12 protein-coding genes are annotated in these 12,565 nt (G+C 67.2%); 8 read left to right on the forward strand and 4 right to left on the reverse strand.

Going from position 1 to position 12,565, the window contains the following annotated elements:
* The 5 genes from DN412_RS26685 to DN412_RS26700 all read left to right on the forward strand — a co-directional run.
* Positions 1-211, forward strand: a 211-nt coding sequence (locus tag DN412_RS26685) for a citrate/2-methylcitrate synthase (protein ID WP_279635242.1), incomplete at its 5' end; no start/stop codon positions are given.
* A gap of 164 nt (positions 212-375) precedes the next feature.
* Positions 376-954 carry a hypothetical protein gene (locus DN412_RS26690; RefSeq protein ID WP_115214335.1) on the forward strand — a complete coding sequence of 193 codons (579 nt, stop codon included), beginning with the start codon at positions 376-378 and terminating at the stop codon, positions 952-954.
* A 276-nt stretch (positions 955-1,230) separates the two neighbouring features.
* Positions 1,231-3,936: an aconitate hydratase AcnA gene (acnA, locus tag DN412_RS26695; RefSeq protein ID WP_078197166.1), complete on the forward strand. Its 2,706-nt coding sequence runs from the start codon at positions 1,231-1,233 to the stop codon at positions 3,934-3,936.
* 223 nt (positions 3,937-4,159) lie between these two features.
* Positions 4,160-4,312, forward strand: coding sequence for a hypothetical protein (locus tag DN412_RS43835; RefSeq protein ID WP_167471135.1), 153 nt, complete (start codon positions 4,160-4,162; stop codon positions 4,310-4,312).
* 107 nt (positions 4,313-4,419) lie between these two features.
* Complete coding sequence (locus DN412_RS26700) at positions 4,420-5,622, forward strand: DUF2863 family protein (protein WP_078197167.1); 1,203 nt, start codon at positions 4,420-4,422, stop codon at positions 5,620-5,622.
* Between the two features lie 61 nt (positions 5,623-5,683).
* On the opposite strand, the gene trmB is transcribed toward DN412_RS26700, so the two are convergent.
* A complete protein-coding gene (gene trmB / locus DN412_RS26705) occupies positions 5,684-6,361 on the reverse strand; it encodes a tRNA (guanine(46)-N(7))-methyltransferase TrmB (RefSeq protein ID WP_115214336.1) in 678 nt (225 codons plus the stop codon).
* A 133-nt stretch (positions 6,362-6,494) separates the two neighbouring features.
* Between trmB and DN412_RS26710 the strand changes: the two genes are divergently transcribed.
* Positions 6,495-8,117, forward strand: a complete 1,623-nt coding sequence (locus DN412_RS26710; protein ID WP_115214337.1) for an ABC transporter substrate-binding protein — start codon at positions 6,495-6,497, stop codon at positions 8,115-8,117.
* 54 nt (positions 8,118-8,171) lie between these two features.
* On the opposite strand, the gene DN412_RS26715 is transcribed toward DN412_RS26710, so the two are convergent.
* The 3 genes from DN412_RS26715 to DN412_RS26725 form a co-directional block, all read right to left on the reverse strand.
* Positions 8,172-9,044, reverse strand: coding sequence for a class I SAM-dependent methyltransferase (locus DN412_RS26715; protein WP_206363329.1), 873 nt, complete (start codon positions 9,042-9,044; stop codon positions 8,172-8,174).
* 53 nt (positions 9,045-9,097) lie between these two features.
* Positions 9,098-9,850, reverse strand: coding sequence for a tetratricopeptide repeat protein (locus tag DN412_RS26720; protein ID WP_115214338.1), 753 nt, complete (start codon positions 9,848-9,850; stop codon positions 9,098-9,100).
* Between the two features lie 73 nt (positions 9,851-9,923).
* Positions 9,924-11,060: a PLP-dependent cysteine synthase family protein gene (locus DN412_RS26725; protein WP_115214339.1), complete on the reverse strand. Its 1,137-nt coding sequence runs from the start codon at positions 11,058-11,060 to the stop codon at positions 9,924-9,926.
* A 336-nt stretch (positions 11,061-11,396) separates the two neighbouring features.
* Between DN412_RS26725 and DN412_RS26730 the strand changes: the two genes are divergently transcribed.
* Together DN412_RS26730 and DN412_RS26735 are read left to right on the forward strand one after the other, a co-directional pair.
* Positions 11,397-11,663 carry an HPr family phosphocarrier protein gene (locus DN412_RS26730; RefSeq protein ID WP_244222794.1) on the forward strand — a complete coding sequence of 89 codons (267 nt, stop codon included), beginning with the start codon at positions 11,397-11,399 and terminating at the stop codon, positions 11,661-11,663.
* Positions 11,660-12,547, forward strand: a complete 888-nt coding sequence (locus DN412_RS26735; protein ID WP_115214341.1) for a spermine/spermidine synthase domain-containing protein — start codon at positions 11,660-11,662, stop codon at positions 12,545-12,547. The genes DN412_RS26730 and DN412_RS26735 overlap by 4 nt, the downstream gene beginning before the upstream one ends.
* Positions 12,548-12,565 lie beyond the last annotated feature (18 nt).

Raw genomic sequence — 12,565 nt, forward strand, 5'->3', positions numbered from 1 at the left:
GTTCCCGAACCTGGACTGGTTCAGCGCGGTGAGCTACCACATGATGGGCGTGCCGACGGCGATGTTCACGCCGCTGTTCGTGATCTCGCGCACCTCGGGCTGGGCCGCGCACATCATCGAGCAACGCATCGACAACAAGATCATCCGCCCGAGTGCCAACTACACCGGCCCGGAGGACCTGAAGTTCGTGCCGATCGGCAAGCGCAAGTGAAGCCGGGCCAACAGCGGCGCCGATAATGTAACCAAAGACCAGAGCACTACGCTGCCTTGGCCAAATCGTAGAGAATAGCGGCGGAAATTGTCCCGGTGCCGCCCCGATCCCACGGCGGCGAATGAAACATCAATCGATTTCAGTATCCGAAAGGCACTCACAAAATGAAACATCTTGTCCTGGCCGCCTGCATCGGCGCATTCAGCCTGACCACCGCCACCGCCGTGATGGCGCAGGAACCCGCCACGAAGACCACCGCCAAGAAGTCTTCGACCAAGAAGAAAGCGGCTGCCGGCACCGCCGCAGCGGCCGGCACTGCTGCCGCGGTCACCCCGAACGGCGAAAAGTGGCAGTGTGAACTGGGCAACAGCCTGTATATCGCCGGCGACATGCTGCGCGACGAAGTCCTGACCGTGCACTGGCAGGGCAAGGACTACAAGCTGCCGCGCCAGACCACGGTGACCGGCGCCGACCGCTACTTCGACGGCCGCACCGGGCTGGACCTAGTGGTGATCCCGAGCAAGGCCATGCTGTTCAACAAGAACCTGGGCCAGCGCCTGGCCGACGAATGCCAGACCGCCGCGATGCAGGCCGGCGCGGCCGCCCCGACCCAGGCCGGCGGCCTGCGCGCCCCGGTGACCGCCCCGCTGCTGGTCACGCCCCCGGGCGGCCCGACGCAGGTGCCGGGTGGCCAGCCGCTGCAGCCGGCAGGCACCCAGCAGTCCGCCGCACCCAAGCAGTAAGCCCGTACCGGGGCGCTGGCGGCCGGAATTCAACGGCCCCAGCGCCCTTTTTGCCTTGCCGGGGGGCAATCCCGGGCGGGCATGCTGTCGAGCCGGCGTCGTTGTGGCCGGCTGGATGCCGAACCGGGTGGCGGCAAAGCCGCGCCCCGGTTAGAGTATGGAGTTGCAGTGCGCTGCCGGCCTCGGACCGCGGTCAAACGCCGCGGCAGCGCACCGGGGTCTCGATTCAGGTCCGAGCCAAATGCCATCGCATCATCCTTCGATCGGAGTACGGCAATGCCCCACAACCTCAAGAACACGCTAAAAGAATTCAAGATCGGCTCTTCCGGCAAGGGCCAGTATTACTCCCTGCCCAAGCTGGGCGAGGCGCTGGACCTGGACATCGCGCGTCTGCCAGTGTCGATCCGCGTGGTGCTGGAATCGGTGCTGCGCAACTGCGACGGCAAGAAAGTCACCGAAGAACACGTCAGGCAGCTGGCCAGCTGGAAGCCGAACGCGGACCGCGTCGACGAGATTCCCTTCGTCGTGGCGCGCGTGGTCTTGCAGGACTTTACCGGCGTGCCGCTGCTGGCCGACCTGGCGGCGATGCGCAACGTCGCCGAGAAGATGGGCAAGAATCCCAAGAAGATCGAGCCGCTGGTGCCGGTGGACCTGGTGGTCGATCACTCGGTGCAGGTCGACCACTTCCGCGAGAAGAAGGCGCTGGACCTGAACATGCAGCTGGAATTCAAGCGCAACAACGAGCGCTACCAATTCATGAAGTGGGGCATGCAGGCTTTCGACACCTTTGGCGTGGTGCAGCCGGGCTTCGGCATCGTGCACCAGGTCAACCTGGAATACCTGGCCCGCGGCGTGCACAAGAAGGATGGTGTCTACTACCCTGACACCCTGGTCGGCACTGATTCGCACACCACCATGATCAACGGCATCGGCGTGGTCGGCTGGGGCGTCGGCGGCATCGAGGCCGAGGCCGGCATGCTGGGCCAGCCGGTCTACTTCCTGACGCCGGACGTGGTCGGCGTGGAACTGAAGGGCCGCCTGCGCGAAGGCGTCACCGCCACCGACCTGGTGCTGACCGTCACCGAGATGCTGCGCAAGGAAAAGGTGGTGGGCAAGTTCGTCGAGTTCTTCGGCGAAGGCACCGCCAGCCTGGCCCTGCCCGACCGCGCCACCATCGGCAACATGGCGCCCGAATACGGCGCCACCATGGGCTTCTTCCCGGTCGACGAGAAGACCATCGAGTACTTCAAGGGCACCGGCCGCACCGAAGAGGAAATCGCCGCGTTCGAGGGCTATTTCCGCGCGCAGAAGATGTTCGGCATCCCCAAGGCCGGCGAGATCGACTACAGCAAGGTGGTGACGCTGGACCTGGGCACCGTGGCGCCGTCGCTGGCGGGCCCGAAGCGCCCGCAGGACCGCATCGAGATCGGCAACGTCAAGAGCACCTTTGCCTCGCTGTTCAGCCAGCCGGTGGCCGAGAACGGCTTCAACAAGGATGCGGCCGACCTGGACCGCGCCTATACCACCACCGACGGCCTCGAGGTGAAGAACGGCGACGTGCTGATCGCCGCCATCACCTCCTGCACCAACACTTCCAACCCGAGCGTGCTGCTGGGCGCCGGCCTGCTGGCCAAGAAGGCGGTGGAAGCCGGCCTGACGGTGGCGCCGCACATCAAGACCTCGCTGGCACCGGGCAGCCGCGTGGTGACCGAATACCTGAAGGCCGCCGGCCTGCTGCCGTACTTGGAGAAGCTGGGTTTCGGCGTGACCGCCTATGGCTGCACCACCTGCATCGGCAATGCCGGCGACCTGACGCCCGAGCTGAACGAGGCCATCACCAAGAACGACCTGGTGGCCGCCGCCGTGCTCTCCGGCAACCGCAATTTCGAGGCCCGCATCCACCCGAACATCCGCGCAAACTTCCTGGCTTCGCCGCCGCTGGTGGTGGCCTACGCCATCGCCGGCAATGTCACGCGCGACCTGATGACCGAGCCCGTGGGCAAGGGCAAGAAGGGCCGCGACATCTACCTGGGCGACATCTGGCCGACCTCCGAAGAAATCCATGCGCTGATGAAGTACGCGATGGACGCCAAGACCTTCAAGGGCAACTACGAGCAGGTCAAGAAGCCGAGCAAGCTGTGGGCCGGCATCAAGGGCACCAAGGGCCAGGTCTACGACTGGCCCAAGTCGACGTACATCGCCGAGCCGCCCTTCTTCCAGGACTTCAGCATGCAGCCCGCCGCCACCAGCGGCAGCGTGCGCGGCGCGCGCGCGCTGGGCATCTTTGGCGATTCCGTGACGACCGACCATATCTCGCCGGCCGGCTCGATCAAGGACACCTCGCCCGCCGGCAAGTACCTGCTGGCGCACGGCGTGCTCAAGGCCGACTTCAACAGCTACGGCTCGCGCCGCGGCAACCATGAAGTCATGATGCGCGGCACCTTCGCCAACGTGCGCATCAAGAACCTGATGATCCCGCTGACGGCGGACGGCGCGCGCGTGGAAGGCGGCATCACCATCCACCAGCCCACCGGCGAACAGATGTCGATCTATGACGCGGCCATGAAGTACGTCGCCGAGGGCACGCCCACGGTGGTGTTCGGCGGCGAAGAGTACGGCACCGGCTCGTCGCGCGACTGGGCGGCCAAGGGCACGCAACTGCTGGGTGTGAAGGCCGTGGTGGCCCGCAGCTTCGAACGCATCCACCGTTCCAACCTGGTCGGCATGGGCGTGCTGCCGCTGCAGTTCAAGGGCAGCGACAGTGCGCAGACGCTGGGCATCACCGGCGATGAGACCTTCGACATCGAAGGCATCGAGGGCGAACTGAAGCCGCAGCAGGACGTGGTGCTGGTGATCCATCGCGCCAACGGCGACGTGCAGCGCGTGCCGGTGCTGCTGCGCATCGATACGCCGATCGAGGTCGACTACTACAACCACGGCGGCATCCTGCCGTTCGTGCTGCGCCAACTGCTGGCCGCCTGAGCGTCAGCTGCGCCATCGGCGCCGCCTGCCTGGCCCCTGCCCCGGGGCCGCGGCAGGCGGCGTTTTTCATTGGCGCCTGCGCCCCATGAATCACCCGGCACGAGGTCCGGCGCGTGTAAGTTCCACGCAAGCCAGCGCTGCCACACTGTGTCCCACAAGAACGGCGGTCGCACGACCGCAGGCCGGGATCCCCCCCCGGCATCATCCAGAATCAGGAGACACCGTGGTTAAGATCCTTATTGCATTCATCGTGATCGCCGGCGCGACCCTCTACCTGCTGACCAAGGGCGGCGCCGACGTTACCATTTCCGGCGAGTCGCACAGCGTCGAAAGCCACGCCCCCGCTGCCCCCGCCTCCGCTCCGGCCGAGAAATAAGCCACACGCCCCGACCAGCCTCCGCGCCGGCCGCACGCATATAGCGGCCTGCGTGTCAACGCAGCGAGTAGAATACCGTTTTACGCATAAACGGACGGTTTCTTTCTATGGCAGGTTTTCGCCCCAAGGCTTCCCCACGACTCTCCCCCGACGCCGAGCGTCTGGTGGCCGACGCGCTCGCCCTCGACGCATCGGGCAGCCGCATGGAGGACGGATACTGGGAACGGCGGCTCTCGCAGCGCCTGGGCCGCCTGCTGAAGAACGGGAGCCAGACCGCACTCGACGCGGCGCTGGAGCACCTGTTCAAGCACAATGCAGACGCCTCCGACGTGCTGGCCGAGCAGGCCGAGACACTGGCCGAATCCGCCACCATCGAAGTCGACGGCCAGCTCTATGACGCGCTGCTGATCGCCGCCCCGATCCTGGCGCACACGCGCTACGCCATTCCTTCCGGCGCGCTCAAGCCGGAGCTGGCGCAGACGCTGGCCGTGCACCTGCAGGCACACGTCCTGGCCACCGGCACCAAGGTGTCGCTGTCGCCCTACCTGTACAGCATCGACCAGCTGCCGCGCACGCACAGCGACACCTTCGCGCTGACGCACAAGCTGGCCGCGGCTGCGCTGGCCGGCGCGGTACCCAAGGTCGACCTGCGCGACCTGCCCGAGACCGCGCCGATCCTGGCCGATCCGCGCTACCTGCTGGCCGTGGTGGTGGCCCCGCACGAGCAGGCGCTGTTCCGCTGGCAGGAAGACGCCAAGGAGCACCACGCCGAGCGCTCGACCTGCCTCGATCAATGGCGCACCCAGGTGCAGCCGTCGGTGGCGCTGCTGCTGCCGGGCTGCGAGTTCGAGCTGCTGCTGCCGGACGCCTTCTTCCTGTCCTGCCGCGAGTCCGACAAGAGCATCCGCCCGCTGACCGTACGCGCCGCCGTCAACTACCTGTGCGGCACGCTGGATATCTCCGCCGGCCAGCTGGCCGCGGTGGTGGCCGCCTTCGGCGAGGAAGTGGTCGAGGAATACCGCGTTGGCTTCACCATGCGCGGCGAGAAGGATGTGATCTACGGCATCGTCTGGCCGGTCTACGGCCGCGAAGCCGGCGAGGTCGACGCCGATGAAAAGGGCAACCCGCTCGAGCAGATCTGCGAGGAACTGCGCAACGCCGGCGTGGAAGACATCTTCCGCCATGCCGCGCTGTTCGATCCGGAGTACTGCGAAGACTGCGGCACGCCGCTGTACGCGGACCGCAACGGCGAGATCGTGCACGCCGAACTGCCCGAGGACGCGCCGACGCAGCAGCCGCTGTTCCACTGACGCGCTGCGCCAGACCGGAGAACGGCCCGCATGCGCGGGCCGTTTTTCATTGGTGTGCTGGTCAGACGGGCGTGCGCTCGCTGACGCAGCGCCACAAGCCGTGGCCCGATGCCCCGTACTTGCGCTCGAACGGCGTCATCGGCTGCGCCGGCGCCCAGGCCTCGACCTGCGCCGGGCGCCCGACCAGTGTCAGCGCCTGCGCGAACTCATCGATATAGATGCGCCAGTTGCTGCGGCACTCCAGGTAATCGCCGCAGGCCGCCAGCGCCGGGAACACCGCATGGCCCTGCCAGCGCCGCCCCAGGTGGCCGATCTTCGGCCACGGATTCGGGTACAACACGTAGTGGCGCGCCACCGGCACCGCCTCGGCCTGCAGCAGGCGCCAGACGTCGACCAGGTCAGCCCGGGCCCAGCAGAAGTTGGCTGGCATGGGCGCCTCGCCCCACCAGTCCTTGCCGGCCGCCAGGCGCTTTTCGGACTGGTCGATGCCGATCACGAAATGGTCCGGGAACTGCGTCGCTAGGCGCAGCGTGCTTTCGCCCACGCCGCAGCCCGCATCCAGGATCAGCGGCGCGCCGCCGGACTGCTGCCAGCTCTGCAGCGCCGCGGCCAGTTCGCGCCTGCTGGGCTCGCCGATGGGCTTGCGGAACGGTTCGGCGAGGTGGCGCGCGACGCGCGCGGCCAGGTGCTCGTGGACATCGGCCTGTGCCGAGACAATGGTGCGGGAATTGGCAAACATGGCGGCATTTTACCGGTCGGGGACCGGCACTCCCGCGAACGGTGCAGCCATGCCACTTTAGCGGCACAATGCGGGACAAACCCGCCTGAGAACCTGTCCGCGCCCGCGCGGACCCGTACGAGGACCCAGCCAGATGACACCGACCCGCCCGCCCCGCCGCCTTGCTCACCTCACGCGCCGCGCGGTACTCCACGCCGCCGCGGCGCTGGTGCTGGGCAGCACCGCCTTCACGCTGCTGCCGGCCGGCGCCGCCCATGCCGAAGACCTGCGCATCGGCCTGTCGGCCGACGTCACGTCGATGGATCCGCACTGGAACAATGCCGGCCCCAACAACGCCATTGCCCTGCATATCTTCGAGTCGCTGGTGTTCCTGGACAAGAACGCCCGCTACATCCCGGGCCTGGCGCTGTCATGGAAACCCGTCAACGCCATCACCTGGGAAATCAAGCTGCGCCCCAACGTGAAGTGGCACGACGGCTCGCCCTTTACCAGCGAGGACGTCAAGGCCTCGCTGGAGCGGCCGGAGAAGCTCACCAACAGCCCGGGCTCGTTCACCAGCTACACCAAGCCGATCGCGCGCATCGACACGCCCGACCCGCTGACGGTACGCCTGACCATGAGCGTGCCCAACTACGCCAACCTGCCCAACGACCTGAACAGCGTGCCGATCATGCCGAAAAAGGTCGCCGCCACGCTGACGCAGGCGGACTTCGACTCGGGCAAGGCGATGATCGGCACCGGCCCGTTCAAGTTCGTGCGCTTTGCGCGCGGGCAAGAGATCGTGATGGAGCGCAATCCGAACTACTGGGGCCCCAAGCCCGAGTGGGACCGCGCCGTGTTCCGCATCATCACCGACAACGGCGCGCGCAGTGCCGCGCTGCTGGCGGGCGACGTCGACGTGATCGAGAGCGTGCCCTCGGCCGATGTGGCCAGGCTCAGGCAGAACCCCAAGTTCAGGATCGAGCAGCAGGTGTCGTGGCGCACCATCTTCTGGGAGATGGACCAGTCGCGCGACAACCCGCCCTTCGTCACTGACAAGGCCGGCAAGCCGCTGGGCAAGAACCCGTTCAAGGATGCGCGCGTGCGCGCCGCAATCAGCAAGTCGCTGAACCGCGACGCCATCGTCAGCCGCATCATGGAAGGCCTGGCGGTGCCGGCATCATCGATCGTGTCGCCGCAGATCTTCGGGCATCCCGGCACCAGGCCCGAGGCCTATGACCCCGAAGGCGCGAAGAAGCTGCTGGCCGCCGCGGGCTACCCCGACGGCTTCGGCCTGACGCTGCACGCCACCAACAACCGCTACCTGAACGACGCCGCGGTGGCACAGGCCACCGCCAGCATGCTGACGCGCATCGGCATCCAGACCAAGGTGGAAACCCTGCCGGTGGCGGCCTACTTCACGCGCGCGCGCCAGGGCGAGTTTGCCTTCCAGATGCTGGGCTGGGGCTCGGCCGCTGCCGACGTGGCGCTGCGCTCGATCACCGGCACCCCCAACCCCAAGACCGGCTACGGCACCTGGAACTGGGGCAAATACAGCAACCCTCAACTGGACCAGCTGATCGAGAAGTCGCTCACCACGGTCAGCAGCGACAAGACGCGCGAGGACAATGCCCGCGCCGCGGCAAAATTTGCGCTGGCCGACCACGCGATCATTCCGTCGCACAGCCAGCTGGCAATGTGGGCGATGAAGAAGGAACTGAGGTACGAGGCGCGCACGGACGAGTGGTCGCTGGCGCAGTTCTTCCACAAGCAGTAAGGGACCGCTGCTTCCCTCTCCCGCACAGCGGGAGAGGGACCGTTCCTCAGTACCTCAGATCTTCAACCGCTCTTCCTGCCGCGCATTCGCCGCGCGCAGCTTCTGCACCCAGTCGCGCGCCGGCAGTCCGGTGGTCTTCTCCACGACCTCGGCACGCCCCGCCAGCGCTTCCCACGACACATCGATATCCGGCCCGTTGAAGGCCATCGCGATGATGTTGCCGTCATGCACTTCCGGGAACACCAGCACGCGGTTGTCGAAGGCATCGCAGATGCGCTCGATGTTCTTCGGAAAGCTGTCGTGGTCGCCGAACAGGTTGATGGTCATCACGCCGGGCCCCTTCAGCGTGCGGCGGCAGGCGCGGTAGAACGCGGTGGTGTCCAGCACCGGGCCGCGCGCGGTGGCGTCATACAGGTCCACCTGCAGCACGTCGATGGCGCCGGTGTGGGCGCCGTCCATCACGTAGTCCCAGGCGTCCTGCTCGCGCACCGTCAGGCGCGCGTCATCCTCGCGCAGGCCGAACATGCTGCGCCCGGCGATGATCACGGCCGGGTTCAGCTCGACCGCGGTCACGCGCGCGCGGTTGAACTGCCGGTGGCAGAACTTGGTCAGCGCCGCGGCGCCCAGGCCCAGCTGGACCACGTGGAATTCTTCGACCGACGGCGACAGGAACAGCAGCCAGGCCATCATCTGCTGCGCGTATTCCAGCTCGATCGCATCGGGCTTGCGCAGGCGCATCGCGCCCTGCACCCACTCGGTGCCGAAGTGCAGGTAGCGCACCCCTTCCATTTCCGAGAAGGTCACCGGCGCGAAGCGCGGCGTCATGCGTTTCTCTTCACGTGCAGGCGCCTCGCCACGGGTGCGGTTGCCACGTGCCGGACGGCGCGAGGCCACGGCTTCAATCGATTTGCGTTTCAGTAGGGTCATATTGTCGAGAAAGGCGTTCAGCACCCGGCCCAGCATGGATGGGCGGACGCGGATTACTTGCCCAGCGCCGCCTGCGCGCGCTGCAGCCATTCGCGATTGTGTTCGCGGGCGTGGCGCGGCCAGTGGCGGGCGTCGTGGACGATATCGGCATAGAGCTGCTGCGCGCGTTCGCGGTCAGCGGCGTCGGGCTGCGCCGCCAGCCAGTCGGCAAACAGGCAGCGTGGCGCCGCATCGCTGGCACTGGTCAGCGCCTGCTCAAAGGCGGCCCGCGTGCCGGCCGCGCCAGTGGCTGCCAATACCCGCGCATACAGCAAGGCCGGATCGGGCTGCTGGCGCGACTGCGGATTGGCCGCGAACAGCTTCTCCAGCGTCGCCAGCGCGCCGGCGGCATCGTTGGTGGCGAACTGCGCCTGCGCCAGGCCCTGCAGCAGCGCGGGATCGGTCGCGAACGGGCCGTTGGCCGCGGCCTGGTAGTGCTGCAAGGCCTCTGCCGGCTCACCGGCCGCCAGCAAGGCCGCGCCCAGGCGCATGCGGTGCGCCACCGTAGGGGCCCGGTCAAAGTCGGAGCGGGCCTCGCGCACCGCGCGGTTCGGATCGACCAGCTGCGTGATGACACGCGTGGCCGCACGCGCGCCGCGCGACTGGCGCAACTCGGGCAGGTAGATCGCAAAGAAATACACCACGCTGCCCAGCCCCGGGAACAAAAACAAGATCAGCAGCCAATACATGTTCTGGTGCGTGCGCACCGCGTGCACCGCGAAGAACAGTGCAACGATGATATGGATGCTGATACCGAAGATACGCATAGGGAAGTCACCTTTGAATCAATGCCGGCGCGCCAGCCGCCGGCATTGTGACAGAAAGGTGCGGCGACAGGTTTCAGCCGCCCGCCGGAATGCCGGCGCCGGCCGATTGCACGCCGCCCACGGCCTGCGGCGTCAGCACGGCCTCGCCATTGACCGCGCGCGCCACCAGCGCATCGGCCGCCTCGATGGCGATGCCCTGCGCGGCGTACCAGGCATCATCGTAATAGGTGTTGCCGTAGCGCTCGCCGCTGTCGCACAGCAGGCTGACGATGGCGCCACCCTGCCCCGCCGCGTGCATCTGCTGGGCCAGGTACAGCACGCCGACGAAGTTGGTGCCGGTGGATCCACCCACGCGCCGCCCGAAGCGCCCGGCCAGGTAGCGCATCGCCGCGAACGAGAGCGCATCCGGCACCTTCAGCATGGCGTCGATGCAGGTCGGGATAAACGAGTGCTCCACGCGCGGCCGGCCGATCCCCTCGATGCGCGAGCCCACCGGCAGTGACAGGTCGGGCTGCGGCTTGCCGTCCAGGCAACTGCGGAAGTAGTCGAAGAACACCGAGTTCTCCGGGTCGGCACAGAGAACGCGGGTCTTGTGCCGGCGGTAGGCCACGTAGCGCCCGAGCGTGGCGATGGTGCCGCCAGTGCCGCCGCTCGATACCAGCCACGCCGGCACCGCATGCTCTTCGTGCGCCATCTGCTTGAAGATCGACTCGGCGATATTGTTGTTGGCGCGCCAGTCGGTGGCGCGCTCGGCATAGGTGAACTGGTCCATGAAGTGCCCGCCCGTCTCCTGCGCGATGCGGTGCGAGGCGGCATAGGTCTCGGACGGGCTGTCCACCAGGTGGCAGTGCCCGCCGTAGAACTCGATCGCCTCGATCTTGGCGCCAGATGTGCCCGCCGGGATCACCGCCACGAACGGCAGCCCGAGCAGCCGCGCAAAGTAAGCCTCGGAGATCGCTGTAGAGCCGCTGGATGCCTCAACCACCGTGCTGCCCTCATGCAGCCAGCCATTGCACAGCGCGTACAGGAACAGCGACCGCGCCAGCCGGTGCTTGAGGCTGCCGGTCGGGTGGCTGGACTCGTCCTTGAAATAGAAGCGGATATCGGGGTAACCCGGCAGGTCCAGCGGAATCAGGTGGGTGTCGGCGCAACGGTTGAAATCCGCTTCGATCTTGCGGATGGCCTCATGGGTCCAGTCGGAAAGTGGCATGGCAGTGTTCCGGGCAGGCCGGGCATCAGGACAGACCGTCAGGATGCCAGAAGCGCACGCCACAGATCCAGTTTCCGGGATGGGCAGGCGGCCTGGCACAGCCCGCAAAGTGCGGTTTCTCCACAATCGCGGGACCGGGCATGGCATTTCCCGGCCGGATGCAGCCACTGGCGCGGGTGCTGAGATATGATAATACGATTAACATCATATGTGACTGCAACAGATGTCCCCGATGTCCCCGATGTCCGCCATACCCGGGAGCGCCGCCCGCCACCTTGCCCGCCCCAGCCAGCCGACCGGTCCCGCCCCCCGGGTCCTGCATTGCGCAAGGCTGCCGTGATCGAGGCCACCCTCAACATCGCCGCCGGCAAGGGTTTCCAGGGACGTGGCTCGGCGCGCGTGAGCCTGGTGGCCAGCCGCTTTGCCAGCCGCATTGTGCTGGTCACGGACTCCGGCTCGGCCGATGCGCACGACGTGATGGCCGTCATGCGCCTGCGCACGCCGCCTGGCACGGTACTGCGCATCCAGGCCGACGGCCCGGACGAAGTCGCCGCGGTCAGGGCCATCGCACAACTGCTCGGACCAGGGGACGGCCAGCCATGAACAAACGCAAACCGGACGCCGGCACCGGCATCGCCGCGGATAGCGGCCGCACGTCTTTTGAGTCCTATATGCGGTTCCTGGCCGAGGCCCCACGCGACGGCACGCCCGTGGTGCTGGAGATCGAGACTGCCCTGTCGCTGCACTTCGACGTGCTGGCCACGCAGAGCTTCATGTCGCGGCGCGATTCCGACCGGCTGGTGCTGGGTTACACGCGAACCATGATGGGATTCCTGCTGCTGCATCCGTCGCCAGCACGGATTTCGGTGATCGGGCTCGGCGGAGGCTCGCTGGTCAAGTATTGTTACCGGCACCTGCCTGCCACGCGGGTGGTCGCTGTCGAGATCGACCCCGCGGTGATCGCGCTGCGCGAGCGCTTCCGGATTCCGCCCGACGATGCCCGCCTGCAGGTGGTCTGCGCCGATGGCGCCGAGTACGTCAGGGGCCGGGAAGCGCGCCCCGAGGTCATCCTCGTCGACGGCTTCCTGGCTAACGGCATGCCGCTGCAGCTAGGCTCCGCCGGCTTCTACGCGGCCTGCCACGCGCGGCTGGCCGACGACGGCGTGCTGGTGGCCAACTTCCTTGCAAGCGACCGCGGCATGCCGCACTACCTGGGCGCGGTGCGCGCCGTGTTCGGGGCCTCGATGTCGGTCGCGCGCGCCGAGGACAGTTGCAACTACACGTTGTTTGCCTGGAAAGGCCTGCCCCGGCTGCCGTCGCTGCAGACGCTGCCGTCGCTGCAGACGCTGCTGGCACGCGCACGGGTGCTGGAAGCCATGCATGCGCTGAAGCTGATACCGACTGCCCGCCGCATGAAGCGCGGCGAGCAGGTTGCCGCCGACCCCTACGCCTGGCACGCCCTTGCCCGGCCCCGGGACACCCTGTAGCGACAACGCAGGTCCTCC

Origin of the sequence: Cupriavidus lacunae, from assembly GCF_003353055.1 — a bacterium.
In the GTDB taxonomy this organism is placed as follows: domain Bacteria; phylum Pseudomonadota; class Gammaproteobacteria; order Burkholderiales; family Burkholderiaceae; genus Cupriavidus; species Cupriavidus lacunae.

Coding starts and splice junctions, on each gene's coding strand:
- DN412_RS26710 (WP_115214337.1), top strand. CDS start 6,495: ATGACACCGACCCGCCCGCCCCGCCGCCTTGCTCACCTCACGCGCCGC.
- DN412_RS26735 (WP_115214341.1), top strand. CDS start 11,660: ATGAACAAACGCAAACCGGACGCCGGCACCGGCATCGCCGCGGATAGC.
- DN412_RS26690 (WP_115214335.1), top strand. CDS start 376: ATGAAACATCTTGTCCTGGCCGCCTGCATCGGCGCATTCAGCCTGACC.
- acnA (WP_078197166.1), top strand. CDS start 1,231: ATGCCCCACAACCTCAAGAACACGCTAAAAGAATTCAAGATCGGCTCT.
- DN412_RS26720 (WP_115214338.1), bottom strand. CDS start 9,850: ATGCGTATCTTCGGTATCAGCATCCATATCATCGTTGCACTGTTCTTC.
- trmB (WP_115214336.1), bottom strand. CDS start 6,361: ATGTTTGCCAATTCCCGCACCATTGTCTCGGCACAGGCCGATGTCCAC.
- DN412_RS26715 (WP_206363329.1), bottom strand. CDS start 9,044: ATGACCCTACTGAAACGCAAATCGATTGAAGCCGTGGCCTCGCGCCGT.
- DN412_RS26725 (WP_115214339.1), bottom strand. CDS start 11,060: ATGCCACTTTCCGACTGGACCCATGAGGCCATCCGCAAGATCGAAGCG.
- DN412_RS26700 (WP_078197167.1), top strand. CDS start 4,420: ATGGCAGGTTTTCGCCCCAAGGCTTCCCCACGACTCTCCCCCGACGCC.